This is a genomic window from Streptomyces sp. NPDC056580, assembly GCF_042793175.1.
GTDB lineage: Bacteria > Actinomycetota > Actinomycetes > Streptomycetales > Streptomycetaceae > Streptomyces.
In genome coordinates this window covers 12066-37775 of the sequence record NZ_JBHTVE010000014.1, presented here as the reverse complement: position 1 = coordinate 37775, position 25710 = coordinate 12066, and the positions used below count along the sequence as shown (strand labels likewise).

Annotated in this window: 15 protein-coding genes; 7 read left to right on the top strand and 8 right to left on the bottom strand. The window is 73.6% G+C overall.

Features of this window, described 5'->3' with window-relative positions; all coding sequences use genetic code 11:
• The first annotated feature begins 4 nt into the window (after positions 1 to 4).
• Complete coding sequence (locus ACFQ9Z_RS28605; protein ID WP_383024983.1) at positions 5 to 4039, top strand: trypsin-like peptidase domain-containing protein; 4035 nt, start codon at positions 5 to 7, stop codon at positions 4037 to 4039.
• Between the two features lie 80 nt (positions 4040 to 4119).
• On the opposite strand, the gene ACFQ9Z_RS28600 is transcribed toward ACFQ9Z_RS28605, so the two are convergent.
• Positions 4120 to 4755: a TetR family transcriptional regulator gene (locus ACFQ9Z_RS28600; protein ID WP_383025673.1), complete on the bottom strand. Its 636-nt coding sequence runs from the start codon at positions 4753 to 4755 to the stop codon at positions 4120 to 4122.
• Positions 4756 to 4889: 134 nt separating this feature from the next.
• Here ACFQ9Z_RS28600 and ACFQ9Z_RS28595 point away from each other — a divergent pair, with 134 nt between their 5' ends.
• The 3 genes from ACFQ9Z_RS28595 to ACFQ9Z_RS28585 all read left to right on the top strand — a co-directional run bounded on the left by ACFQ9Z_RS28595 (position 4890) and on the right by ACFQ9Z_RS28585 (position 8870).
• Positions 4890 to 5624, top strand: coding sequence for a VOC family protein (locus tag ACFQ9Z_RS28595; RefSeq protein WP_383024980.1), 735 nt, complete (start codon positions 4890 to 4892; stop codon positions 5622 to 5624).
• A 191-nt stretch (positions 5625 to 5815) separates the two neighbouring features.
• Positions 5816 to 8158 (top strand): PQQ-binding-like beta-propeller repeat protein, encoded by a 2343-nt coding sequence (locus tag ACFQ9Z_RS28590; protein ID WP_383024977.1) that lies wholly within the window; start codon positions 5816 to 5818, stop codon positions 8156 to 8158.
• Between the two features lie 145 nt (positions 8159 to 8303).
• Positions 8304 to 8870: a hypothetical protein gene (locus tag ACFQ9Z_RS28585; RefSeq protein ID WP_383024974.1), complete on the top strand. Its 567-nt coding sequence runs from the start codon at positions 8304 to 8306 to the stop codon at positions 8868 to 8870.
• 75 nt (positions 8871 to 8945) lie between these two features.
• On the opposite strand, the gene ACFQ9Z_RS28580 is transcribed toward ACFQ9Z_RS28585, so the two are convergent.
• From ACFQ9Z_RS28580 to ACFQ9Z_RS28570, 3 genes are all read right to left on the bottom strand, one after another.
• On the bottom strand, positions 8946 to 9137 hold the full coding sequence (locus ACFQ9Z_RS28580; RefSeq protein WP_199210942.1) for a sigma-like protein: 192 nt from the start codon (positions 9135 to 9137) through the stop codon (positions 8946 to 8948).
• Positions 9138 to 9331: 194 nt separating this feature from the next.
• Entirely contained in the window at positions 9332 to 12295 is a 2964-nt protein-coding gene (locus ACFQ9Z_RS28575; protein WP_383024970.1) for a BTAD domain-containing putative transcriptional regulator, read from the bottom strand.
• A 189-nt stretch (positions 12296 to 12484) separates the two neighbouring features.
• Positions 12485 to 12880, bottom strand: a complete 396-nt coding sequence (locus ACFQ9Z_RS28570; RefSeq protein WP_383024967.1) for a nitroreductase/quinone reductase family protein — start codon at positions 12878 to 12880, stop codon at positions 12485 to 12487.
• A gap of 859 nt (positions 12881 to 13739) precedes the next feature.
• Between ACFQ9Z_RS28570 and ACFQ9Z_RS28565 the strand changes: the two genes are divergently transcribed.
• Both ACFQ9Z_RS28565 and ACFQ9Z_RS28560 read left to right on the top strand, forming a co-directional pair.
• Positions 13740 to 16325 carry a bifunctional FO biosynthesis protein CofGH gene (locus ACFQ9Z_RS28565; RefSeq protein WP_383024961.1) on the top strand — a complete coding sequence of 862 codons (2586 nt, stop codon included), beginning with the start codon at positions 13740 to 13742 and terminating at the stop codon, positions 16323 to 16325.
• A gap of 70 nt (positions 16326 to 16395) precedes the next feature.
• On the top strand, positions 16396 to 16959 hold the full coding sequence (locus ACFQ9Z_RS28560) for a hypothetical protein (protein ID WP_383024958.1): 564 nt from the start codon (positions 16396 to 16398) through the stop codon (positions 16957 to 16959).
• Here the strand turns inward: ACFQ9Z_RS28560 and ACFQ9Z_RS28555 are convergent.
• Entirely contained in the window at positions 16952 to 17488 is a 537-nt protein-coding gene (locus tag ACFQ9Z_RS28555; RefSeq protein WP_383024955.1) for a DUF2165 domain-containing protein, read from the bottom strand. The genes ACFQ9Z_RS28560 and ACFQ9Z_RS28555 overlap by 8 nt on opposite strands.
• A 264-nt stretch (positions 17489 to 17752) precedes the next feature.
• Here ACFQ9Z_RS28555 and ACFQ9Z_RS28550 point away from each other — a divergent pair, with 264 nt between their 5' ends.
• Positions 17753 to 18868: an ADP-ribosylglycohydrolase family protein gene (locus tag ACFQ9Z_RS28550; RefSeq protein WP_383024952.1), complete on the top strand. Its 1116-nt coding sequence runs from the start codon at positions 17753 to 17755 to the stop codon at positions 18866 to 18868.
• A gap of 18 nt (positions 18869 to 18886) precedes the next feature.
• On the opposite strand, the gene ACFQ9Z_RS28545 is transcribed toward ACFQ9Z_RS28550, so the two are convergent.
• From ACFQ9Z_RS28545 to ACFQ9Z_RS28535, 3 genes are all read right to left on the bottom strand, one after another.
• A complete protein-coding gene (locus ACFQ9Z_RS28545) occupies positions 18887 to 20446 on the bottom strand; it encodes a sodium:solute symporter family protein (RefSeq protein WP_383024949.1) in 1560 nt (519 codons plus the stop codon).
• 204 nt (positions 20447 to 20650) lie between these two features.
• Positions 20651 to 22348, bottom strand: coding sequence for an MFS transporter (locus ACFQ9Z_RS28540; protein ID WP_383025670.1), 1698 nt, complete (start codon positions 22346 to 22348; stop codon positions 20651 to 20653).
• A gap of 392 nt (positions 22349 to 22740) precedes the next feature.
• On the bottom strand, positions 22741 to 25629 hold the full coding sequence (locus tag ACFQ9Z_RS28535; protein ID WP_383024946.1) for a D-alanyl-D-alanine carboxypeptidase: 2889 nt from the start codon (positions 25627 to 25629) through the stop codon (positions 22741 to 22743).
• Between the last annotated feature and the right edge of the window lie 81 nt (positions 25630 to 25710).

Genomic DNA, 25710 nt, shown 5'->3' with positions numbered 1-25710 from the left:
GGCCGTGCCCGGTGTGCCCGCCTACCTGGCGAGCATCCTGCACCTCTCGGGCGACACCCCGGTCGGCACCTGCTTCCAGCTCACCCCCGGCGTCCTCGCCACCGCCTGGCACCTCCTCGACCGGCAGGGCCTCGGCGCCCCCGGTGACGAGGTGTGCTTCGCGCCGCTGACGGGCGGCCCGGCCGCCGTGGCGGTGGTCGACCGCGTGGACCCGCCGAACGACCTGGCCGTCCTGCGCACCTCCAGCCCGCTGCCCGCCTCGGTGACCGCGGTGGCGTCCACCGGACAGGTTCCGCCCGGGACGGAGGTGGTCGTCGCCGGGTACGCCGCCCGGGCCGAGCACGAGGGCGCGCACGCGTACCGCTACCTCACGGCGGGCGGGCGGTGGGGCGGCCCGGCCGAGCGGCTGGACGACGGTGTCCGGATGGGCCGGCTCAGCACCAAGGACCTGCTGCTCGGCATGAGCGGTGCCCCGGTGCGGCGCGGCTCGGACGACGCCGTCGTGGGCGTGGTCAGGTCCCGGTACAACAGCCCCGACGGCTGGCTGCGCGACTCGGCGTGGACGGCCTGGACGGAGGACCTCGCCGCGCTCGCGCCCCGGGAGCTGTCCTGGTTCTCACCCCACCTGCGCACCCACGGGCAGCTCCGGCGCGACCTGGCGGAGCAGGAGCGGAGTCTGACCGAGGTGGACTTCGTCCGCCCTGGTCCTGGCAGCAAGGCGGACCCCGCCCGCCTGCTGGACCTGCTCGACGCGCGTTTCGAGCCCGGCGGCACCGCGGGGCCGCAACGCGGGATCCTGCTGGAGGGCGTGGCCGGGGCCGGCAAGTCCCGCACCTGCTTCGAGGTGGCGGAGCGCGCCGACCGGGACGAGGACCAGGACTGGCTGGTCCTGCACGCGGTGCCCGGGTCCGACGTGAGCGCCGGGGACGTCGTGCGGGCGGTCCTGGAGCATGCCCGGCTCGCGGGTGCGTCCCGGGCGCTGCTCGTCGTGGACTACCTGGACGGCCATGCGCGGCTGAAGCCCTCGGAGCTGGGACTAGAGCTGCAGGAGCACGACCGGGAAGGCCGGATCGCCTGCCTGGCCTCCGCCCGGCCCGGAGCCCTGGAGGGCCGGGAGGTGCAGGCGGTCCTGACCCGGATGCCGCTGGAGGACGGTGAGGACTACCGCGCCCGGGTGGCCGCCGCGATCTTTCAGAAGGTCGCCCCGGTGGCGTGGGACCGCTGGGGCGAGGGCCGGCTGGTGGCCGCGTGCAGCGACCGGCCCGTGCTCGCGCTGCTGATCGCGCGGGCGCTGGAGGAGCAGGCGGCCCGGCAGGACGTACCCGACCTGTCCGATCTGCGGCGCGGCGAACTGTTCGACTGGCTGCGACGGCGCCTGGAGAGGGACTTCGTCGACGGTCCGGACGGCGCGGACCCGGCAGCCGGGCCGTCGAGGGCCCCGCGCACCTGGCTGCTGGCCTCCACGGTGGCCCTGCTTGCCTGCCCGTACGACCGCCCGCCCGTGGAGGCGGCGGTGGACGGGGCGATCGACCGCCGCGCCGACCACTTCGCCTACCGTGGCTGCGACGTGGTCGCCCGGCTGCGCCGCCAGGGGTGGCTGGTCGGCGGCGGCGACCGCCTCGAACTCGTCCACGACATCGTCGCGGACGGTCTCCTCGACGCCGCGCTGGTCCCGGGGGACACCGTCCGCAGCCGCACCGCCGAGGAACTCCTCGACGCGCTCCTCGGCGAGGACCCGGCCCGCACCCGCAGCCCGCTCCTCGCCCAGACCGTCCGGCACTTCGCCCGCTGGACCACAGACCAGACGCCGGAGCGGCGCGGCGAGATCGAGGCCGCGTGCGCGGGCTGGCTGGCCCGGCGCGCACACGACGTCCGCGAGCTGCTCGTCGCCGACGCCCTCGGCCGGACCGCGTTCCATCTGATCGCCCGCACGCCCTGGCAGGCGGGCCTGCTGCGGCTCTGGGACGAACTCGTCGAGCCCTGGCTGGTCCAGGTCGAGGAACAGCGCCCCGAGTCCGTGCCCGCCGTGCTCGCCCAGGCGGTGGACGGGACCGCCGGCCCGCTGCAGGAACGGCTGCTCGGCCGGGCGCTGGCCTGTCTGGAATCACGTCCGCACGCCCCGGAGACGGGCATGCTCCTGCAGGCGCTGCTGCACGCGGAACTGCCCCTTGAACGGCTGGAACAGGTCGTCGGCCCCGCACTGGACTGGGCGCGGCAGCACCGGGGCGAACGCCGTGCCCTCCAGTTGCTGGCCGCGGCCATGGGCCGCCGCGACCTGGCGCCCGAGACCGTCCGGCCGGTCGTGGCCGAGGCCTGGAGGTGGGCCCGGCACAACCCCTGGCACTCGGCCGGCTCCGTGGTGCTCGGCCCGCTGCTCGAGCGCGACGACCTCGGACCGCTCGGCGTCAGGGTGATGGACGCCGCACTGTCCTGGGTCGTACGGCACCACGGCAACCCCGGTGTCTCCTTCCTCCTGCCGGCCCTCCTCAAGCGCCCGGACCTCGGCAAGCACCGGGACCGGGCGGTGGGCCTCGCCCTTGCCTGGCTGCACGGTCACCACTCCCACGAGCACGCCTCCTTCGTGCTGCGCCCGCTGCTGCGCACCGACCTCACCGAGAGCGAGGCCCACCAGGCCGTCAGGTACGCCCGCAAGTGGCTCGCGGACAACCCCGTGAAGACGCGCCACTTCGTCCTCGTCGCCCTGGTGCGGTGGGACGAGTCCGCCGCCGGGCGGATCCGGGAGCTGCTGGACGAGAAGCCGGTGACCGAAGACCGGCAGTACCTGCTGCGCGACCTGCTGCGCGAGTCACTGCCCCGGCCGTTGTTCCTGGACGTCGTCGACGCCTGCCTGGACTGGCTGCGGGTGCACGGCCAGGGCGAGGACTCCACGCTGCTCCACCTGCTGCTGTGCCGGATCTCCCCGGCGGACGAGGCCTGGGAGGAGGCGTCCCGCCGGGCCGTGCGCTGGCTGAAGGTGCACAGCGACTCCCCCGACGCCAGCTATCTGCTGGACGACCTGCTCACCGCCGAGCCGGACAACGCTGACGTGGTCCGGCGCGCCCTGGACTGGCTGACCCTGCCCGGCTCCGAGGCGGGCGCCAGCTATGTCCTGCGGCCGCTGCTGTGGCACCTCGGCGACCACGCCGAAACGCAGGCCGGGCCGGTGGTGGACCGCACGCTGAGCTGGCTGGAGGCGCACGCCGGCCGGGACGAGGCGGGCTTCGTCGTCGAGCCGCTGCTCCACCTGCGCGCCCTCTCCACCGGCCAGGCCGAGGCCGCGCTGCGCGCCGCCGGCCGCTGGCTGCGGGCCCATCCGGCGAGCGGGAACACCGACCGCGTACTGCGGCCCCTGCTGGCCCGAGAGGACGTGCCGCCCGCCCTGCGCGCCGAGGCCGAGCTGCTCGCCGTGGACTGGCTGGGGCGGCACCCGGACGCCGGCGGCCGCAAGGTCCTGCTGTCGACCCTGCTCACCAGACCCGGACCGGGTCCGCAGTGCGCCACCGCGCTCCTGCCGCACCTGCTGGAGCGGACGGCCGGGGTGGGCAACGCGACGACCCTGTTCATCAGCCTGCTGCACGCGCTGCCCGCCGGCACCGCCGAGCGCGCGACCCTGATCGAGCACACGCTGGGCTGGCTCGATCGGCGCGCCCCGCTCAACGACGAGGCCGGCAAGGTGCTCCAGCACCTGCTGGCCCAGCCCGACCTCACCGAGGGACAAGTGGCGCGCGCCGCCGGGACGTTCCTGGCCGGTCCGGACCGGCCGCTCACCCTGGCCGCGCTGCTCCGCCGCACCGGCCCCGCCCCCTGGCGGCCCACGGTGGTCGCCCGCGCGCTCGCCTGGCTGCCCGGCCACACCGCCCGGCCGGTCACGGTCGCGGTGCTGCTCGCGCTGCTGCGCGACCCCGACCCGGCCGTGCGTCACGCGGCCGAGGTGGGCCGGGGGGCGCGGGAGTGGCTGGCGGTGAACGGCCCCACGGACCACCGGTGGGCGGCCGTCGCCGAGGCACTTGAGGAGGCCTGCGCCTGGGCCGGGGGGTGAGACAAGAAGCAGGCGGTGGCCCACTCGGGTGGGCCACCGCCTGCCAGACAGGACTTGCTTTGGGGTACGGGCTGCGTCCGCTATCTGCTCGGCTTCTTGCCGGTCACACCCAGGTGCACCAGCAGCGCGAGATTGGGCTTGAGCTCGGCCTGCTTGACGCCCCAGGAGGAGAAGCCCTTCTGGTGCTCGGCCACCGCGGCGAGCATCGCGACCAGTGACCCGGCGATCGCCGCCGGGTTCACGTCCTTGTCCACCCGGCCCTTGGTCTGCAGTTCGGTGATCGACTCGGTGAGGGGGCCGTTCACCGAGTTCAGGATCTTCATGCGGATCTTGTAGAACCGTTTGTCCCCCTCGGCCGCACCGAGGTCGACCACGCGCAGGATGGCGTCGTTGCGCCGCCAGAACTCGAGGAATCCGTCCACCAGTTCCTGCGCGGTCTGCCAGCCGGACTTCCCGGCCCAGGAGCGTCCTTCGAGCAGTTCCGTCAACCCGGCGCCCTCGGTCGCCATGTGTTCGGCGATCTCCAGGACGGCCCCCTCGACGTCCGGGAAGTACTGGTAGAACGTCGCCGGCGAAGTGCCCGCCTTCCTGGCGACATCGATGACCTTGACATCCCGGTAGGGGGACGTGCTGAGCATCTCGCTGAGGCAGTCGAGCAGCTTCTGCCGGGTCGCCTGCCCACGTCGGCCGGCCACGCGGCCGTCGACGGTACGCACTTGTCCTGTCATGTCGTCAGCTTACCGACGGGTGATACGAGCGCGATTCGGCCGACTGCAAATGGGGTGCGCGGCACAAACGGGCAGGGTGTGGCTGGTCTGCGGGCCGCGCGCGACCCCGCTACTTTGACGGCATGGCCGAAAACAGGGCATCCGCGAAAGAAGAGACGTACCCCGAGGGCGTCCCCTGCTGGGTGGACGCCGAGCTGCCCGACGTCGAGGCGGGCAAGCGGTTCTACGGCGAGCTCTTCGGTTGGGAGTTCGGGGAGGCGCACGGCTCCTCGGTCTGGGCCCTGCTGGACGGCGACCGCGTCGCCTCGCTGGCCCCGAAGTCCGACGGCCGCATGCCCACGGTCTGGACGGTGTCCTTCGCGACCGCGGACGCCCGGGCGCTCGGCCGGCGGATCGCCGAGGCCGGCGGACAGCTCGTGATGGCCCCCTTCCCGGTGGGCGACCTGGGCACCGCCGCCCTGGCCGCCGATCCCGAGGGCGCGGTGTTCGCCCTGTGGCAGCCGGGCGCCCACTCCGGCTTCGGGCGGCGCGGGGAGCCGAACACGTTCGTCTGGGCCGAGCTGTACACCCGGGACACGGAAGCCGCCAACACCTTCTACGGCGACCTCTTCCACGAGGCCCTGTTCGGCACCGGCACCGAGCCCGACTTCGGCCGCGCGGACGTCACCGAGGTCTTCCCGGCCGAGATGCCCCCGCACTTCCTGGTCCACTTCCGGGTCGCCGCCCTCGACGACGCCCTCGACGCCGTGCGGCGGCTCGGCGGCCGGGTGCAGAAGCCGCCCTTCGAGGCGTCGTACGGACGGGTGGCCGTCGTCACCGACAATCAGGGGGCGTCGTTCGCCCTGCTGGAGAGGTGAGGCAGAGCACCGCGGCGAAGAAATGACCTTATTCGGCATGAGACACCCCGTTTCATCACCGGGTTCGCAACCGGCCGCCCGGCCAGGAAGAATCAGGGTGCGTGCCGCCATGGCGGTGCGGTGGTGAGACGCTGCACTTCGGTCGCGTACATATGTGGGTGGCGCGGCTCGTACGGGGAGGTGGCAGGCAAGTGGTGGATCAGCTGACACAGCACGATCCGCGGCGGATCGGGCCGTTCGAGGTGCTGGGCCGGCTGGGGGCCGGCGGCATGGGGCTGGTCTATCTGGCACGCTCGGCGTCCGGCCGGCGCGTGGCGATCAAGACGGTCCGCACCGAGCTGGCCGAGGACCAGCTCTTCCGCGTCCGCTTCACCCGCGAGGTGGAGGCGGCCCGCGCGGTCTCCGGGTTCTACACGGCGGCCGTGGTCGACGCCGACCCCCGCGCCGCCGTGCCCTGGCTCGCGACCGCCTACGTCCCCGCGCCCTCCCTCGAGGAGATAGTGAACGAGTGCGGCCCGCTCCCGGCGCAGGCGGTGCGCTGGCTGGCGGCGGGCGTGGCCGAGGCCCTGCAGTCCATCCACGGCGCGGGCCTGGTCCACCGCGACCTGAAGCCGTCCAACGTCCTCGTCGTCGAGGACGGCCCCCGGGTGATCGACTTCGGCATCGCCTCCGGCGTCTCGAACACCCGCCTGACGATGACGAACGTCGCGGTCGGCACCCCCGCCTACATGTCCCCCGAGCAGGCCAAGGACTCCCGCAGCGTCACCGGCGCCAGCGACGTCTTCTCGCTCGGCTCGATGCTGGTCTTCGCCGCCACCGGCCACCCGCCCTTCCACGGGGCCAACCCGGTCGAGACGGTGTTCATGCTGCTCCGCGAGGGCCCGGACCTCTCCGGCCTGCCGGACGAGCTGCGCCCGCTGATCGAGTCCTGCATGCAGATGGAGGCCACCGGCCGGCCCAACCCCGCCGACCTCCAGGCCCAGCTCGCACCGCACCTGTTCGGCTCCGGCTCCGACGACAGCGGCACCGCCTCCGCCTGGCTGCCGGAGAAGGCGGTCGGCCTCATCGAGTCCCGCCGCGGCGGCCGCCCCGCCGCCAAGCCGGCCCCCACCGCCCCCGGCCCGCGCAGCGGCGGCCGCGCCGCCGTGCCCCCGCCGCCGTCCTACGACCCCCCCGTCCCGGCCACCGGGCCGGCCGTGGCGCCCGACACCGGCCCGGTCCGGCTGGCCGGCGCCGCGGTGCCCATCGGCCCCGGGCCGCGCGTCGCCGACGCCCGCGCCGCCGCCGTCAAGGCGCCCCCGCCGGAGGCCGGCCTGGTCGCCGGCTGGTCCCGCCCCCGCCACGGCGTGGCCGGCGCGGACCCCGCCGTACCGCCCGTCCCGGCCGTGCCCCCGGAGACCGCGAACGGCTGGCGCCCGTGGCGTTTCCGCATGTCCAACGACGTCTGGGGCACCCCGGCGGTCGACGGTGAGCTGGTCTACGTCACCTCCTTCGAGGTGCACGCGCTGGACGTGGCCACCGGCCGCCGCCGCTTCAAGACGCGGGACGTGGCCTGGTCCATGGCGGTCGCGGACGGCCGCGTCCACGCCTCCGACGGGCCCACCCTGTTCGCGCTGGACGCCCGCGAGGGCGGCGACCTGTGGCGGCTGAACACGGACGCCTGGGTGTACTCGCTGCAGGCCGACCACGGCACGGTCGTCACCGGCACCCGGGGCGGCGGCGCGCAGGCCTGGGAGGCGGCGAACGGCCAGAAGCTGTGGGAGATCAGCGGCTGCCAGACCGACTTCGAGTCCCCCGAGGCCGGCCCCGCCGTCCACGACGGCACCGTCTACGTCTGGCAGGACGCCCGGCTGCGCGCCCTTGAGGCCCGCACCGGCGAGGAGCGCTGGTCGTACCCGATCGGCGACGCGGCCTCCTGCGGCGGCGTGCCCGTCCGCATCACCCCGGCCACCGACGGCTACGTGTACGTCTCCGCCGGCACCCGGGTCCTCGCGATCGAGGTGGCGAGCGGCCTGGTGCGCTGGCATTTCGAGGCACCCGCGGTCTTCCTCTGCCCGCCCGCCTTCGCGCCCGGCCCCGCCGTCACCGGCGGCGGCGTCTACCTCGCCGACTACCTCGGCACGGTCTACGCCCTGGACGCCACCGACGGCCGCGACCGCTGGCGCATCGCCACCGAGGCCCGCTCCTCCGTCGAGCCGGTCCTGGTGGCCGCCGGTCATGTGCACGTGGGCAGCGGCAAGGGCCTATACACCCTGGACGCCGTCACCGGCACCCCCAAGTGGCGCTTCCAGGCCGGCGGGGACGTCGTGGGCACCCCGGTGGTCGCCGAGGGCCGCATCCACTTCGGCTCCACCGACCACCTCCTCTACACCCTCAAGTCCGACGACGGCCGCCTGCGCTGGAAGCTCGCCACCGGCGGCGAGATCACCGGCTCCCCGGTGGTCAAGGACGGCGTGGTGTACGCGTGCAGCAAGGACCGGTGCGTGTACGCGCTGGACGCGGAGAAGGGGACGGGCACGGCTCGGACGGCGTGAGGCGCTGGGCCGCCGGGTGCGGACGGGGCGGGGCGGCCGGCGCCGGGTGCGGGGCGGCGGTCGCGCGACGCGGGGGCCGGTGCCGGATACAGGACGGCGGTCGTGCGGTGACAGCGGCGTGACAGTCGGCCGATAGGGTGACGTTATGCGACGAGGCGGTCACACAATCAGGCTCACGGCGGTGTCGGCGCTGGTGGTGCTCGCCCTGACCGGCTTCACGGGCCGGCACGGGCACAGCCGCGGCCACTCAGGCGGCGGAGGCGGCTGCAGCAGCTCCAGCCAGGACCACGACACGTCGTCGGGCGTCGGCAAGGCGGGCTCCGGCCGCTACCGCGACTACGACGACGACTACGGCGCCACCGGCGGAAGCACGTCGGGCAGCGGCGGCGGGACCCGCGCCACGCCGAGTCCGACGCCTTCCCTGAAGGCCGCGAAGGCCCGGCTGGTGAGCTGCGCGACGGAGAAGGCCCAGTACGCGACCGTCGAGGTCACCAACCCCAACGCGGTCGAGGGCTACTTCACGGTGCGGGTCGAGTTCGACGACAAGCGGGGCTCGGCGGTCGCCGACAACACCGCTACCGTCACCGTCCCGGCCAAGGGCACGGCCCGTGCCGAGGTGAAACTCCTCGACTCCTTCGGCCGGCCCGACGACGGCCTCATCCTCGAGGTCCACCACTGCAGGGCGAACCCGGTGGCGAGGCCGGTGCGTTGACGCCCCCGGACACGCCACGGCCGCGGCGGCTCCCCCTCCGCGCCGCCGCGGCCGTTCCCCCGCTGGGAGTCAGGTCTACTTGCCGTTCAGGTCCAGGGCCGGCGGGGCCGGCATGTGGCTGTCCAGCGTGGTGATCTCGCCGTCCTTCGGCGGGGCCGGCATGTGGCTGTCCAGCGTGGTGATCTCGCCGTCCTTCGGCGGAGCCGGCATGTGGCTGTCGAGGGTCGTGATCTCGTCCGTGTTCTTGGGCTCTTCGACCTTGCTCATGAAAACTCCCCTGTGGCAGTGCTGGTGGGAACGCCCGCTCGGCGACTCCCCCGCGGGTCGTCGAACGGGCGTTCCGGGGCGCTCACCTTAACCGTGGGCCCCAGCTGATCCGCCCGCTCCCCCCGCTGCGACGGATCGATGACTTGAGGATGGCAGCCACTCATAAACGTTCGATGAACGTGTCAGTGGGCACGTCACAACACGGCGGCCGACGTGAGCAGTCCGCGCACTTGGTCGGCTTCGGGAGAGCCCGCGCATTCGTAGATGGCGAGCGCGTCGCGCCAGCAGGCTCTTGCCCGATCGGTCTGACCCAGGCTCTCCAGCGAGTGCCCCAGGAGCGTCAGGATGTTGGCCCGCATCCACTCGCCGCCGATGCAGCCGGTCGTCAGCGCTTGCTCCGCGTGCTGCGCGGCCCGTGCCGGGAGACCGCTGGACAGATGGACCTGGGCGATGCGGAAGTGCGTGGCGCCTTCCCAAAGACGCTGCCTGTTCACCGTGAACGTGTGCAGTGCCGCGCTCAGCTCCTTCAGGGCCTCCTCGTGGCGTCCATCGTGTCCGAGCGCGATTCCCAGCGCGTACCGCGCGTTGGCGAGGCGGAACGTGAGTCCGAGCTCGTCGTAGATGGCGATGCCCTCGCGGACGAGGTCGATCGCGCTCGACACGCGTTCCAGGGAGACCAGGACACGCGACAGGTTGCACAGGGCGCTGGCTTCCCCCGGGCGGTTGCGGTCGGCCCTGAACGCCTTGATCGCCTCCAGCAGGTGGCTCTCGCTGACGGTGCGCTGGTTCAGGCAGTTGGTGATGATGCCCTGCTCGTTGTGGGCGTTGCCGACGGTCCAGGGGTCACCCGTCGTGCGGCCGAGTTCGATGGCACGCTGCGCCTCGACACCGGCCTCCTCGAAGCGGCCGGCGCGGCTGAGTACTTGAGCGAGCGTGGTCCGGGCCCGGCTTTCCGCATGGGCGTCACCCAGGGCGGTCGCGGCATCGCGGGCGGCCTGGGTCACCACTCCGTAGCGCAGCGCGCTTGCCCCGGACTCGGCCAGGTCCTTGGATGCGAGGAGGAGGTCGACGGCCTTGCGCAGGCTGGGAGCGGCGAGCGACTGCTGTACGCAGGCCAGGATGCAGGCCGCCTCGGCATGCAGCCAGTCGAGCGCCCGTGCGTCGTCGATGAACTCCTGTCCGGGACGCTCCGTGCCCTCGAGATGATCCACCGTGCGATCGCCCGGCCGCTCTATCGCGTAGACCCGCGCGGCCGAAGCCAGGTAGAAGTCCAGCAGCCGCGACATCGCCGCCTCCCGCTCGCTCGGCGGCTGCTCGTCCCGTTCCGCGCAGGAGCGGGCGTAGAGGCGGACCAGGTCGTGGAAGCGGTAGCGGCCGGGGGCCGCGGATTCCAGGAGCGAGGTGTCGACCAGGGACTCCAGCAGGTCCTCCGTGTCCTCCACCGGAAGGTCCAGCACCGCGGCCGCCGCCGCCAGGGACATGTCGGGACCGTCGGCGAGGCCCAGCAGGCGGAACGCCCGGGCCTGGGCGGGCTCCAGCTGGCCGTAGCCCAGCTCGAACGTGGCCTTGACCGCCAGGTCGCCGGCCTGGAGCTCGTCCAGCCGGCGCCGCTCGTCCGCCAGCTTGGCGGCGAGGACCGAGACCGTCCAGGTGCGGCGCGCCGCCAGACGGGACGCGGCGATGCGGATCGCCAGGGGCAGGAAGCCGCACGCCCCGACCACGTCCAGCGCGGCCTCCCGCTCCGCCGCCACCCGCTCCTCGCCCACGATCTTGGTGAAGAGGGCCAGGGCCTCTTCCGGGGACATCACGTCCAAGTCCACGAGATGGGCGCCGGCCAGGCCCACCATCCGCACCCGGGAGGTGACCAGCGCCGCGCAGCCCTCCGTGCCCGGCAGCAACGGCCGTACCTGGGCCGCGTCCTTGGCGTTGTCCAGCAGCACCAGCACGCGGCGGCCGTCCAGCACCGAGCGGTACAGGGCCGCCCGCTCCTCCAGGCTGTCCGGGATCGCCGAGTCCGCCGTGCCGAGGGCCCGCAGGAAGGAGCCGAGCACCGTCTCAGGTTCGGCGGAGCGCGGGCCGGCGCCCTGCAGGTCCACGTACAACTGGCCGTCGGGGAAGGCGGAACGCGCCCGGTGGGCCACGTGCACCGCCAGCGTCGTCTTGCCCACGCCGCCGATCCCGGCCAGCGCCGAGACGGCCATCACCCGGCCCTCCGCCTCGGACGCCGACGCCAGCACCTCGCTCAGCTCGTCCACGAAGGCAGCGCGGCCGGTGAAGTCGGGCACCGAGGCCGGGAGTTGTGCCGGCCGGACGGCTAGCACGGCGGGCTCGGCGACCGGCGACGACGGCCCGGCGAGGGCCGGGTCCGCCTGCAGGATGCGCTGCTGGAGCTCCCGCAGGTCCGGCCGTGGTTCGACGCCCAGCTCCTCGTCGAGCAGCCGGCGGGTGTCCGCGTACACCGCGAGCGCCTCAGCCTGGCGGCCGCTGCGGTACAGCGCCAGCATCAGCAGCTCGCGCAGGCGCTCACGCAGCGGGTGCGCGGCCGTCAGGGCGGTCAGCTCCGAGACCGCCGCGGCGTGGCGGCCCTGCTCCAGGTCCATGTCCAGCCGGGACTCCAGGAGTTGCAGGCGCCACTCCTCCAGGCGTACCCGCTGGGCCTCGGCGTAGGGGCCGGGCACACCGGCCAGCGCCTCACCGTCCCACAGGGCCAGCGCGCGGCCCAGTGCCTCCCGCGCGTGCCCCAGGTCGCCGCCGCCGCGCGCCTTGTCCGCCTCGGTCGCCAGTTCCTGCGCCACCGCCAGGTCCAGCGCGCCCTCGCCGAGGCCCCGTACCGCGTAGCCGCCCGACTCGCTCACCAGGATGCCGGGACCGAGGATCTTGCGCAGGCGGGAGGCGTACGTGCGCACCGCCGCCAGCGCCTGGGACGGCGGCTCGGCGCCCCAGAGCGCGTCGATCAGTTCCGCCGCGGTCGCCGTGCGGCCCTCGCGCAGCAGCAGGGCGGCCAGCAGGGCGCGCTGCTGCGGCGAGCCGGTGTTCAGCGCCTCCTCGCCGCGCCGGGCCCGCACCGGACCGAGCACCCCGAAGCGTGTCGCCTCCGGTTCCGCGGCGACCGCGGAGCCGGCACGTCGCTGCCCAGGCACTCGCGGCCCACCGTCCATGCGTTCGACCCCCTAGGACCCGTCATCCCGAACAACCCCGTCAGTTTGCCTTGTTCGGGGCGGTTGCGTCAGCAGCGGGAGACGCCGATCACAGACCGGTACACCTGGGTCCACATGGTCTGCACACGGTCTCCTCAGGTGGAGGGCCGGTCCTTTGGTTGGTTGACGGTGGGGCCGGAGCGGTCGGGCTCAGTCCGCCAGGTCCACCCGCACCGTCAGCAGGTCCGTGCCGAACGCCCGCACCGCCGCGCTGTTGAAGCGGGGCAGGGAGCGCAGGCGGGCCACGGCGTCGTCGTCGGGCAGCAGGTGGGCGGTGCCGTGGTGCCAGCTGCCGGCGACGCGGACGCGGACCCGCGGATCGGCCTGGATGTTGCGCACGTACTGCGACTTGTAGCCGAACTCCGAGACGATCCAGAAGGACTCCCCGGCCCGGCGCCCGCCCACCGGCGTCCGCCGCGGCTCACCGCTCACCCGGCCGGTGGTCTCCAGCAGGGTCTGGAAGGGCAGGCGCCGGTTGAGCGGATTGGCGACATACCGCTGGAACCGGGTGACGACGCGCTGCTTGAGGTCCGCACGGCCTGACATGTCCCTGGATCTCCCGCTCTCCCCGGCCCCTTCCAGGCCCCCGCACGGATGCTGTGCCGACCCCGTGCGGGCCCTGTGACGCCCGGGCTCTCCTATGACTGACGTGTGCCAGCCTCCCCCGCGTTCAGGAGCTGCCGCAAGCACCCGCGGAGCTTCGGCTCGCGGCAGTGGGCCCAGGGCGGCGACGGAGGCGAGGGCGCGCCTGCGCCGCCTCGACGCCGAGGCCGCCCGATCCGCCGACTGCCCCGATCCGCCGCGCTGCCCGCGTCGCCCGAGCCGCCCGGGCGGTCGCGCCGCCCTAAGCCGCCACGCTGCCCGACCCGCCGCGCCGCCCGATCCGGTGGCTGCCCCGACCCGCCGCGCCGCCCGATCCGGTGGCTGCCCTGAGCCGCCGCGCCGCCCGAGCTGCCCGCGTCGCCCGCCCCGCCGCGCTGCCCGCGCCGCCCGCCCGCGCCGCCCGATCCGGCGGCTGCCCTGAGCCGCCCGCGCTGCCCTGGGCCGCCCGCGCTGCCCTGAGTCGCCCGCGCGCTGCCCGCGCCGCCCGCCCCGCCGCCCGATCCGCCGCACCGCCCGCCCCGCCCCGCCCCGCCGAGCCGCGCCGCCCGACCCGCCGCACCGCCCCGGAGCCGGCGCAGGCATCGCGCGGCCGGCTGAGCGGCGTCGCCCAGACCGCCGGCTCCCCAGACCGCCGGCTCCCCAGACCGCCGGCTCCCCGGACGCCGGGTTCCGGGCCGCCCGCCCGCTGGACGCGGTCGCCGCGATCGTCACTCTGCTCCGGTCGGCCGGCGGCGGCACCGTCCGGGCCGGGGCGCGTCCCGGCCCGCCCGTGTGCTGATCACGCCGAACGTATGCTCAGGGGATGACGACTTCCGCGACCTCCGGAACCGGCCCCACCGAGAACTCCATGCGTCGCGCCCTCAAACGTGCCCGGGACGGCGTCGCCCTCGACGCCGGCGAGGCGGCGGTGCTGCTGCAGGCCCGCGGCGAGGCGCTCACCGCTCTCGCCGCGTCCGCCGCCCGGGTGCGTGACGCGGGCCTCGAGGCGGCCGGCCGCCCCGGCGTCATCACCTACTCGAAGAGCGTCTTCATCCCTCTCACCCGGCTGTGCCGCGACAAGTGCCACTACTGCACCTTCGTCACCGTCCCCGGCAAGCTGCGCCGCGCGGGCCACGGGATGTTCATGTCCCCCGACGAGGTGCTGGACATCGCCCGCAAGGGCGCCGCCCTCGGCTGCAAGGAAGCCCTCATCACCCTCGGCGACAAGCCCGAGGACCGCTGGCCCGAGGCGCGCGAGTGGCTGGACGCGCACGGCTACGACGACACCATCGCCTACGTCCGCGCCGTCTCCATCCGCATCCTGGAGGAGACGGGCCTGCTGCCCCACCTCAATCCGGGCGTCATGACCTGGACCGACTTCCAGCGCCTGAAGCCCGTCGCCCCCTCGATGGGCATGATGCTGGAGACGACGGCCACCCGGCTCTGGTCCGAGCCCGGCGGCCCGCACTTCGGCTCCCCGGACAAGGAACCGGCCGTCCGGCTCAGGGTGCTGGAGGACGCGGGGCGTTCCTCCGTCCCCTTCACCTCCGGCCTGCTGATCGGCATCGGCGAGACTTACGAGGAACGCGCCGAGTCCCTCTTCGCGCTGCGCAAGGTCGCCCGCGCCTACCACGGCGTCCAGGAACTGATCATCCAGAACTTCCGCGCCAAGCCGGACACCGCGATGCGCGGCATGCCGGACGCCGAACTCGACGACCTGGTCGCCACGGTGGCCGTCGCCCGGCTCATCATGGGCCCCTCGGCCTGTCTGCAGGCGCCGCCCAACCTCGTCGACGGGGAGTACGAGCGGCTGATCGGCGCCGGCATCGACGACTGGGGCGGGGTGTCGCCGCTGACCGTCGACCACGTCAACCCCGAGCGCCCCTGGCCGCAGATCGAGGAACTCGCCGCCAGGTCCCGCGCCGCCGGCTTCGAGCTGCGCGAACGCCTCTGCGTCTACCCGGAGTTCGTCCGCCGCGGCGAGCCCTGGCTGGATCCGCGGCTGCGCCCCCACGTCGGAGCGCTCGCCGACCCGGAGACCGGACTGGCACTGCCGGACGCGGTGGTCGAGGGGCGACCCTGGCAGGAGCCGGAGGAGGCGTTCACCGCCACCGGCCGCACGGACCTGCACACCGCGATCGACACCGAGGGCCGCACCGCCGACCGGCGCGCCGACTTCGACGAGGTGTACGGCGACTGGCAGGCGCTGCGCGAGGCGGCCGCCCCCGGCATGGCGCCCGAGCGCATCGACACGGACGTACGGCAGGCGCTGCGCACGGCGGCCGACGACCCGACCCGGCTGACCGACGGCGAGGCCCTGGCGCTGCTGCACGCGGACGGCCCGGCGCTGGACGCGCTGTGCCGGGTGGCCGACGACGTGCGCAGGTCCGCGGTGGGCGACGACGTCACCTACATCGTCACGCGCAACATCAACTTCACCAACGTCTGCTACACCGGCTGCCGTTTCTGCGCGTTCGCCCAGCGCCGCACCGACGCCGACGCCTACACCCTCTCCCTGGAGCAGGTCGCCGACCGGGCCCAGCAGGCGTGGGAGGTGGGCGCGGTCGAGGTGTGCATGCAGGGCGGCATCCACCCGGACCTGCCCGGCACCGCCTACTTCGACATCGCGAAGGCGGTGAAGGAGCGCGTCCCCGGGATGCACGTCCACGCCTTCTCGCCGATGGAGGTGGTCAACGGCGCGACCCGGACGGGCATGCCGGTCCGCGAGTGGCTGGCCGCCGCCAAGGAGGCGGGCCTGGACTCCATCCCCGGCACCGCGGCGGAGATCCTCGACGACGAGGTCCGCTGGGTGCTCACCAAGGGCAAGCTGCCCACGGCCACCTGGACCGAGGTGGTCAGGACGGCCCACGAACTGGGCATCCGGTCCTCCTCCACGATGATGTACGGCCACGTGGACCAGCCCCGCCACTGGCTCGGCCACCTGCGCACCCTGGCCGGGATCCAGCGCGAGACGGGCGGCTTCACGGAGTTCGTCACCCTGCCCTTCATCCACACCAACGCGCCCGTGTACCTGGCGGGCATCGCCCGGCCCGGCCCCTCCACCCGGGACAACAGGGCGGTGACCGCGATGGCGCGGCTGCTGCTGCACCCCTGGATCCCCAACATCCAGACGAGCTGGGTGAAGCTCGGCACCGAGGGCGCGGCGGAGATGCTCCGCTCCGGTGCGAACGACCTGGGCGGCACCCTCATGGAGGAGACGATCTCCCGCATGGCGGGCTCCTCCTACGGCTCCTACAAGTCGGTCCGCGACCTGGTCGCCGTGGCGGACGCGGCCGGCCGCCCGGCGAAGCCGCGCACGACCCTGTACGGCGAGGTGCCCGAGGAGCGGCGGCGGGCGGCCGAGGCGTCCGACGGCCACCTGCCCGACCTGCTGCCGGTCCTGGACTGAGGGCGGACTGAGTACGATGATCCGACCCCGGTTCCGACAAGGGGATCCATAGCGGAGGAGATGCGTACCCGTGGCTGCCCGACTGCCCTCGTGGGCCTGGGTCTCCGGCCTGACGGTGGCGGCGACCGCCGCCGTCGTCGCCCTTGGCGTGCAGGCCGAGCACGGGCCGCATCCCACGGCCGCGGCGGCCGCGCCCAGCGCGTCGGCGTCGCCGCGGCCGCACATCTCCGCCGCCCCGGAGCAGTCGGCCCCGCCCGCCCTGCCGGACGGGTCCGGGTCGGGCCGCCGGATCGTCTACTCCGTCGGCGAGAAGCGGGTGTGGCTGGTCGACGCGACCGGCCACGCCGCCCGTACGTTCACGGTGTGGCCGGGCACGGTGGACCCGCAGCCCGGCCGCTACTCGATCACCCTGCGCACCCAGTCCCTCAAGGGCTCGGACGGCGTCGAGATCGAGCACGTGATGTACTTCACCAAGGCCGAGGGCGTGAACATAGCGTTCTCCAACGCCCTCGACGGCTCCTCGCCCCCGCCGGCGAACGGCCAGAAGCTGGGCGGCATACGCATGCACAAGCAGGACGGCGCCGCCCTGTGGTCCTTCGGGGATCTGGGCGCCAAGGTGACGGTCGTCAGCTAGCCGCGCCCCGCCGTCCGGCCGGCAGCAGGTTGACGATCAGCGCGACCCCGCTGAGCACGAGCACCCGGGTCGCCGCGTCCAGTCCGTTCCAGGTCTTCGACTGCCACATGGCGAACCACTCGCCGCCGACGGCGATGAACCCGGCGCCGAAGAGCAGCACGAGCATCAGCAGTCCGTAGACGGAGAACCGCCGGGCCCGCTCGTGGTCCCGCCGCGCCCACAGGCAGGTGCCCGCCATCAGCACCAGCGCCGCCACCGTCTCCCAGGCGATGATCAGCACGTAGACGGTGTCCTGGAGCGCGGTGCTGGTGATCGCCCGCCACATCAGGTCGTCGTCCTTGAACGTCGTGTCCATCGCCAGCACATGCCGTACGAACTGCTGGTTGGTCCCGAAGTCGGTGATGTTCCCGAGTGCGACGAGGGCGATGTAGAGGGCGACGACGCCGGTGAGGACACCGGCGGCCAGGTGCGCACCGGTACCGGAGGCGCGCGTGGCGGCGGTGGCTGCTGTGGTGGGGGTGGTGGTCATGGCTGGATTCTCCCCGTCGCGGCAGGAGTTCTCCCCTGCGCATCGCGCCAGAAACCCGCCTGGTTCAGGCCGAGTTGAGGACCGCGCACCCGTCGGGGGCCCCGGCCACGCGTGACCCGCCGCCGACTCCGGCCCAGGACGCGGTGGAAGCGTTCACAGCTGTACGGGAATGACCGGGCGGGACCGATTCGCCCCGGTGAACCGACCGTCCCCGGTCGATTACAGTGCTGGGCGTCTACGTACGGACGTGCCGAGGAGGCCTGCATGGGGGCGACGTCCGGCGCCGTCTGGGGCCGCGCCGAGCAGCAGGACTTCCGCAGCCGGGTGCGCGGCGCCCTGCTCGGCGTGGCCGTCGGCGACGCGCTCGGCGGGCCCGCCGACGCGCTCGACCTGGCGGAGATCCGTACCGCGTACGGCGCGGAGGGGCTGCTCGACCTCGCCTTCGGGCACGGCCGGCGCGGCACGGTCACCCACCACACCCAGCTCACCCTGTTCACGGTGGACGGGCTGATACGGGCCCAGGTGCGCCGCGACACCGGCGCCTGGCACCCGCCGACCGATCTGCACCGGGCGTACCTGCGCTGGGCGGCCACCCAGCGGGACTGGGGACCGGACGAGCGCCGCAAGGACGACGGCTGGCTGGCCCGCGAGGAATGGCTGTACGCCCGCCGGGCCCCGACCCGGGCCCTGCTGCTGGGCCTCGGCGACGAGACCATGGGCACCCTGGACGCCCCGAAGAACCCCGGTGAGCTGGGCCCGGAGGCCGTCGCCCGCTCGGCGCCCTTCGGCCTCCTCGTCGGCTGGGAGCCCGAACTCGTGGCCCAGCTCGCCGTGGAGTGCGCGGCCCAGACCCACGGGCACCCCATCGCCTACCTGTCGGCGGGCGCGTACGCCGTCATCGTGCACGGCCTCGCCCGCGGCGAGAGCCTGGACACCGCCGTGCAGCGGGCGCTCGCCCTGCTCGCCGCCCGCCCCGGCCACCAGCCCGTCGCCGACGCCCTCCAGCACGCGCTGGGCGCGGTACGGCAGGGCCTGCCCGGCCCCGGACGAGTGGAGGAACTGGCCGGCGACGGCACCGCCGACGGACTGCTGGCCGCCGCCGTCTACTGCGCCCTGGTGGGGGAGGACGTACGCCACGGCCTGTGCCTGGCCGTCAACCAGAGCGGGCCCTCGGCCGCGGCGGGCGCCCTGACCGGCGGCCTGCTCGGCACCCTGCACGGCGAGACGGCCCTGCCCCCGGCCTGGCTCGCCGAGCTGGAGGGCCGTCCCACGGTGCTGGAACTGGCCGACGACTTCGCGATGGAGATGACCCAGGGCCCCGCCCTGCACGGCCCCGCCGGGTCCGCACCGGGCTGGCTCGTCCGCTATCCCCGGGCCTGAGCCGCCCCGGCGGCGGCCCTACGGCGCTCCCACCACGTCGTCCCCGGCGCTCGCGGGCACCGGCACGGCCACCGCCGCGTCCCCGTCCGTGTTGACCTTCTCGATGACCGCCAGCCGCTCCGGGGTGTCCTCCGGCCTGAGGTAGCCGACCAGGACGTACAGCACCAGGGAGACCGCGAGCGGGACGGAGACCTGGTACTGCAGCGGGACTCCGCCGTCGACCTGCCAGTTGACCGGGTAGTTCACCAGCCAGAAGGCCAGCAGGCCCGCCGCCCAGCTGGTGAGCGCCGCGGTCGGGCCGGAGCGGCGGAACGGGCGGAGCAGGCCCAGCATCATCGGGATCGCGATCGGCCCCATCAGGCCCGCGACCCACTTGATGACCACCGTGATGATGTCCTTGAAGGCGGGGGAGTCGACCTGGGTCGCCACCGCCATGGACAGGCCCAGGAAGACCACGGTCGTCACCCGGGCCGCGATCAGCCCGGAACGCTGGCCCCAGCCCCGGGCCCGCGCGGACAGCACCGGCGCCACGTCCCGGGTGAACACCGCCGCGATCGCGTTGGCGTCGGAGGAGCACATGGCCATGGTGTGCGAGAAGAAACCGACGATGACCAGGCCCAGCAGCCCGTGGGGCAGGAGCTGTTCGGTCATCAGGGCGTAGGAGTCGGAGCCGTCCGGCTTCTGCGCGTGGACCAGCAGCGGGGACATCCACATCGGGAAGAACAGGACCACCGGCCACACCAGCCAGAGCGCCGCCGACAGCCGCGCCGACCGCGTGGCCTCCCGCGCGCTGCCCGTCGCCATGTACCGCTGGGCCTGGTTGAGCATGCCGCCGTTGTACTCGAAGAGCTTGATGAACAGGAAGGCGAGCAGGAACACCGTGCCGTACGGGCCGACCAGCGGCTTGCCGTGGCCGTGCAGCGCGGGCTGGTCGAAGGCGTCGAACAGGCCGATGTTCTTGTCGTTCAGCTTCAGCACGACCGCGACGAACATCGAGACGCCGGCCAGCAGCTGGATGACGAACTGGCCGAGTTCGGTCAGCGCGTCCGCCCACAGGCCGCCGATCGTGCAGTAGACGGCGGTGATCGCGCCGGTGATGAGGATGCCCTGGTTCAGGGACACCCCGGTGAACACCGACAACAGGGTCGCGATCGCGGCCCACTTGGCGCCCACGTCCACGATCTTGAGCAGCATGCCCGACCAGGCGAGGGCCTGCTGGGTGGAGAGGTTGTAGCGGTTCTTCAGGTATTCGAGCGGCGAGGCCACGTGCAGCCGGGAGCGCAGCCGGTTGATGCGCGGCGCGAACAGCCTGGCGCCGATGGCGATGCCGAGCGCGATCGGGAAGGACCAGGTGACGAAGGAGGTGACGCCGTAGGTGTAGGCGATGCCCGCGTACCCCGTGAACATCACCGCGCTGTAGCCCGACATGTGGTGCGAGATGCCGGAGAGCCACCAGGGCATCTTGCCGCCGGCCGTGAAGAAGTCGGAGACGTCGTCCACGCGCTTGTGCGACCAGACGCCGATCGCGACCATCACTCCGAAGTAGCCGATCAGCACGGCCCAGTCGAGACCGTTCATGTGTCTCCTTCCAGAGTCCACGAGCCAGGGTCAGGCATGTGAACTCTGGTTTCGGAGGTGTACGCACGGCAAGGAACGGGAACGTCAAGAGAAGGCAAAAATGTTCGTTCTGGTGATCGTGATTCATGTACATGAACAATGCGGAGAGCGGGAAATCCCCCGGCCGGGGACCGGGGGACCTGGGTGCCGAAGGGGCCCTGTGACCTACTTGAGCTCGTCCGGGCAGGGCGTGCCGCGTGGAAGCTGGTAGGGCGCCGCCAGGTGGTACGTCCCGGCCTTCGGCGCGAGCAGCACCGTCCACCGGTCGCCCTTGGCGTCCTCCGCCGTCTCCGTCAGACACCCGTTGACGTTCTCGTACGTCTTCGGCGTGCCCTCGTCCCGGTGCTTGGACGCCTCCGTCTCCTGCGGCGGCTTCAGGCTCTTGCCCTCGCCGTCGACGACGCTCAGCCACGGCGAGTACGGGATCCGTATGAGGATCCGCCCGGGCTTGCGCACCTGGAGGGTCATCTCCCCCTGCTCGGCCCGGTCCACCACCGCGTTCGGCTCGGCGAGCGGCGACGGGTCGGTCACCTTGAACAACTGCCAGTTGGCGTCGGCCCATACCTGCCGCAGGTACGGCATCCCGCGCCGCAGCAGAGTCCGCTCGCGCTCGCCGCCGCCGTTGCCGTCCGGGTTGTCCTTCGGCAGCACCACGAAGTGCACGGCCCACCGCTGGAGCCACTCGTGGTAGTTCGCCGAGTTGAGGGTGTCGTCGTAGAAGAGCGGGTTGCGCTCCATGTCGGCCTGCCGGTTCCAGCCGCGCGCCAGGTTCACGTACGGCGCGAGCGCGGACGCCTCCCGGTGCGAGCGCGCCGGGACCACCTCGACGCGGCCCTTCTCCGCGCCGACGTTCTGCAACTGGTTGACCAGCGGGGCCAGCTCACGGGCCCAGGACGCGGCCGGGGTCGTGTGCACGATGTCGTCGACCGACTTGAAGCCGATCCAGCCGGCGAAGCCGAGGAACGCCAGCACGGTCACGTACCACTTGCGCGAGCGCGGCACGGTGTAGGGCAGCGCGGCGACCAGCGTCACGCCCGCGAACAGCATCGGCAGCCGGGAGATGTTCGAGCCGATCTGCGAGCTGATCAGCCACACCAGCACCACGCCCAGGCTGTACACGCCCGCCGTCAGCCGGACGGTGATCCACTCCTTGGGCACCAGGAACAGGCACAGCAGCCCGTAGAGCAGCGGCATCACCACGGAGCCGAACGTCATCGGCTGGGTGCCCGCGAACGGGAACAGCCACGCCGAGACGGCGACTACCGCCGACGGCGCGAGCCCCAGCGCCCACGCGCCGGGCCGCCGCTTCTGCAGGAACAGCGCCACCGCGACCAGGCCCACGAACAGCCCCGCGACCGGCGAGGACATGGTGGCGAGCGCCGCCAGCGGGGCGGCCACCAGCGCTTTCGCCCAGCGTTTGTGACGCCACCGGTGCGGCCAGCAGAAGACGGCGGCCACGGCGCCGAGCGCGAACATGGTGCCGAGCCCGAAGGTGACCCGCCCGGACACCGCGTTGCAGACGAACGCGAGGATCCCGGCGAGCGAGGCCCACAGCGGGTTGCGCACCACCCGGCTGCGCAGCAGGACCAGCGTCAGCAGGGCCGCCGAGACCGTCCCGGCGAGCATCATCGTGGTGCGCACGCCCAGCACCGACATCAGGTACGGCGAGACCACGCTGTACGACACGGGATGCATGCCGCCGTACCAGGCGAGGTTGTACGCCGAGTCCGGGTGCCGGCCGACGAACTCCGCCCAGGCGTCCTGGGCCGCGAGGTCGCCGCCGCTGTTCGCGAACGTGAAGAACCAGATGATGTGCAGGGCGCCCGCGAGGGCGGTGACGGACAGCACGGGGTGCCGCAGCATCCGCTGCCGGAGGGGCTCGACGGCGAGGCGGAGACGGATCAGTGGCAGGCTCTGCCGCGCCGGGGCGGCGCCGTGCGCGCGGTCGTCGTGACGGCTGTCCGCGCGGCCGGTGTGATGACCGTCCGTGTCAGGCGCGGACGGCCGTATTCGCCGGCCGGATCCCGGGTCCGGATCTGCGTCGTCGGAGCGTGTCCGCTCGGTTGTGGCCACCTGAAGGCACTCCCCGTGTCCCGTCTTCCGTTCTCGGCCGTGTCCCTCGTGTTCCCGGCCGTTTCCCGTTCAGTTCGCGGTCTCGTTCCCCGACCGTCGACCTGCCCCGTTTCGTGACGCTAGCACGCACCCCGCCGAGGGGCTCCGTCGACGGGGTGCGTGCGCTGGTGGCAGGGGCCGGGTCAGCCGAGGCGGGTCAGCTTGTCCGTGAAACCGGGCTCCGCCAGGTCCTTCTGCAGGGCCACCGGCACCTTCACCGCACCGGCCCCGCCGTCACCCACGGTGAGCGACCCCACCTTGGTGCCGGCCTTCACCGTGTGCGGCACGACGTCTGAGGTGAAGGACAGCTTCACCTTCAGACCGGACCAGCCGGCCGCGGCGACGTCCTTCGTGGCCACCACCGGCGTACGGCCGCCGAGCCCGTCGTCCACGTACCCGACGACGTCGCCCTTCTTCAGCACCGTCGCCGTCTTCAGCGCGCCCTGCGCGGAGCGGATCAGCTTGTCCGCCGCGTCCAGCGCCCCGCTGAGGATGGTGTTGTCCGAGCCGCCGGGGGGCTGGCGGACCACGGCGCCGACGATGGTCCGCGTCTCACCGCCGACCTCCTGCTTGGCCGCGAAGACCAGGTTGCCGAGGGCGGAGGTGGTGGTGCCGGTCTTGATGCCGACGACGTTGTTGTGACCGACCAGGTGGTTCCAGTTGGAGTGGTTGACGCCCTTGTAGTCGTCGTACGACATCATCGCCGCGACCTCGCGGAAGGCGGGCTCCTGCATCGCGGCCTTGGCCAGCTTCACCTGGTCCACGGCCGTGCTCACCGTCGAGTTCGTCAGCCCCGAGGGGTCGGTGTACGTGGTGTTCGTCATGCCGAGGCTCTTGGCGGTGGCGTTCATCTTGGTCACGAACGCCTTCTCGGAACCGACGTCCCACCGCGCGAGCAGCCGCGCCACGTTGTTCGCGGACGCGATCAGGATGCTCTCCAGGGCCTCGCGCTGGGAGAGGCTGTCGCCGGCCGTGACGTCGACCGTGGACTCCTGGCCCGCCTTCGACTGGTCCTGGGCCGCCTGGTCGATCTTGATCTTCGGGCCGTCGGCGCCGCTCTTCAGCGGGTGGTCGCGCAGGATGACGTACGCCGTCATCACCTTGGCCACGCTCGCGATCGGCACCGGCTTCTGGGCGCCCGAGGAACCGAACGTGCCGATGCCCTGCACGTCCAGCGCGGCCTGCCCCTGGGCCGGCCACGGGATCGCGGTCCTGCCGCCGTCGAAGGTGTAGGTGTCCTTCGCGGTGAGGTCCAGGGTGGGCTGGGGGAGCGGGCGCATCGCCTGTACGACCGCGAAGACGATCGCCAGCAGGATGACCAGCGGCGTCCAGATCTTGACCCGGCGGACCAGCGTGCGGACCGGGGTCTCCGGCGGCGGGGGCGTGTTCGTCAGCTCAGCCAGCAGGTCCAGCGGGGGCTTGGGCGGGAGCGGCTGCTGGGTGGTGCGCTCGGGTCCGACCTGGGGGAAGGCGCTGGTGGGCGCGTTCAGGTCGGGGTTGCGCAGCGGAACGAACTTGCTGGCACGCTCAGCGTCGGGGGCGGCGGGCCCGGCGGGCCCGGCGGGCGCCTTGGCCCCGCCCTCGGGCTTCGGCTTGGCCGTGCCGAGCTTGAGCATGGTGGTGGGCTGGTCCACCTCGGGCTTCTTCGGGCGCACGCTCTTGAAGGCGGTGGTGGGCTGGTCGACGCCCTTCGCCCCGGCTCCCGCCTCGGCGGGGGAGGCCTTCGCACCGCGCGCGTCACCGGCCGCGGACGAGCCCCGCGGGGCGTCCTGGGGCTCGGCGGCCTTCGCCGCCCTGGCGGCCGCCGCGGCGGCCTTCGCACCCGCGACCTTGGCCGCCTTCGCGTCGGCGCCCGCCTTAGCGTCGGCGCTGCTCTTCGCGTCCGTGTCGGAGTCCGAGTCCGCCGAGGCCGCTCCGGTGCCCTTGGCGGCCGTGGCGGCCGTGGCGGCCTCCGGGGCCGCGTCCGCGGTCACCTTGGAGGCGTCGTCGTCTGCGCCGGCGTCGGTGTCGGCGTCCGAGTCCGCCGAAGCCGTGCCGGTGCCCTTGGCTGCCGTGGCGGCCTTCGCGCCCGAGTCCGCGTTCGCCTCCGAGGCGTCGCCGGTGCCGGCGTCCACCTTCGCGTCGGCGTCGCTGTCCGTGCCCGGCGACGATGTGCTCGCGCCCGTGGCGGACGTGGCGGCCTTCGCGCCCGTGCCCGCGCCGGCGGCCCCGGAGCCCTTGGTGCCCTTGGCCGAGTTCGCGTCCGCCCGTGAAGTGGCGTCGTTCGCGTCGGACTTGGCGTCGGTGTCCGTGCCCGGCGACGATGCGCTCGCGCCCTTGGCGGACGTGGCTGCCTTCGCGCCCGTGCCCGCGCCGGCGGCCCCGGAGCCCTTGGTGCCCTTGGCCGAGTTCGCGTCCGCCCGTGAAGTGGCGTCGTCCGCGTCGGACTTGGCGTCGGTGCCGGCGTCGCCGTCCGCGCCCCGCGACGACGCGCCCGTGCCCGGCGACGATGCGCCAGAGCCCGTGCCGGACCCGCCCGCCTTCGTACCCGCCCCCGCGGCCGCCTTCGCTCCGCTGCCGGCCCCGGACCTCGTCCCGGCGTCCGACTCCCCGTCCGCGTCCGGCGTGGCCGGGGCCGCGTCGACGGCGGCGTCCTCGGCCGCGTCAGCCGCCGCCCCGGGCTCGGCGCCGTCATCCGTCCGCGAGGCGTCCTCGCCCTTCGCGTCCCGGGCGCCCTTCGAGCCGGCCTGCGCCTGCGGATCCTCGGCCGAGCGGATCCAGGCCGAGACCGCCTCGCGGAGGTCGGGGTCCTGGCCCTCCCCGGGAGTACCGGCGCCGGACTTCTCCGAGTCGGCGGCCCTCTTCGCGTCCCGTACCGAGAGGATCTTCGTCGCCGTGTCGACGGCTGCCGAGGAATCCTTCTCTCGGGACACCGTCAGACGCGGATCGCGCGCCTCGGGAACCGAACCCGCGCTCCCCGACGTCGGTTCCGCCGACGACTCGCGCTGCTTCGACCTGTCGGGGGACTCGCCCGCCACCGATGCCTCCTCCATGCGCCGCACGCACACTCGCGCGCCCTGTCCGAACCATGTACCAGTGTCCTGTGTGAGGACTTGGCCCCTGCGGTAGACGAG

Bases quoted from the DNA above. Each gene is read 5' to 3' on its own strand.
- ACFQ9Z_RS28580 (WP_199210942.1), bottom strand. From the start codon at position 9,137: ATGAGCAAGGTCGAAGAGCCCAAGAACACGGACGAGATCACGACCCTC.
- ACFQ9Z_RS28540 (WP_383025670.1), bottom strand. From the start codon at position 22,348: ATGCTGCGGCACCCCGTGCTGTCCGTCACCGCCCTCGCGGGCGCCCTG.
- ACFQ9Z_RS28565 (WP_383024961.1), top strand. From the start codon at position 13,740: ATGACGACTTCCGCGACCTCCGGAACCGGCCCCACCGAGAACTCCATG.
- ACFQ9Z_RS28570 (WP_383024967.1), bottom strand. From the start codon at position 12,880: ATGTCAGGCCGTGCGGACCTCAAGCAGCGCGTCGTCACCCGGTTCCAG.
- ACFQ9Z_RS28545 (WP_383024949.1), bottom strand. From the start codon at position 20,446: ATGAACGGTCTCGACTGGGCCGTGCTGATCGGCTACTTCGGAGTGATG.
- ACFQ9Z_RS28535 (WP_383024946.1), bottom strand. From the start codon at position 25,629: ATGGAGGAGGCATCGGTGGCGGGCGAGTCCCCCGACAGGTCGAAGCAG.
- ACFQ9Z_RS28550 (WP_383024952.1), top strand. From the start codon at position 17,753: ATGGGGGCGACGTCCGGCGCCGTCTGGGGCCGCGCCGAGCAGCAGGAC.
- ACFQ9Z_RS28585 (WP_383024974.1), top strand. From the start codon at position 8,304: ATGCGACGAGGCGGTCACACAATCAGGCTCACGGCGGTGTCGGCGCTG.
- ACFQ9Z_RS28595 (WP_383024980.1), top strand. From the start codon at position 4,890: ATGGCCGAAAACAGGGCATCCGCGAAAGAAGAGACGTACCCCGAGGGC.
- ACFQ9Z_RS28575 (WP_383024970.1), bottom strand. From the start codon at position 12,295: ATGGACGGTGGGCCGCGAGTGCCTGGGCAGCGACGTGCCGGCTCCGCG.
- ACFQ9Z_RS28555 (WP_383024955.1), bottom strand. From the start codon at position 17,488: ATGACCACCACCCCCACCACAGCAGCCACCGCCGCCACGCGCGCCTCC.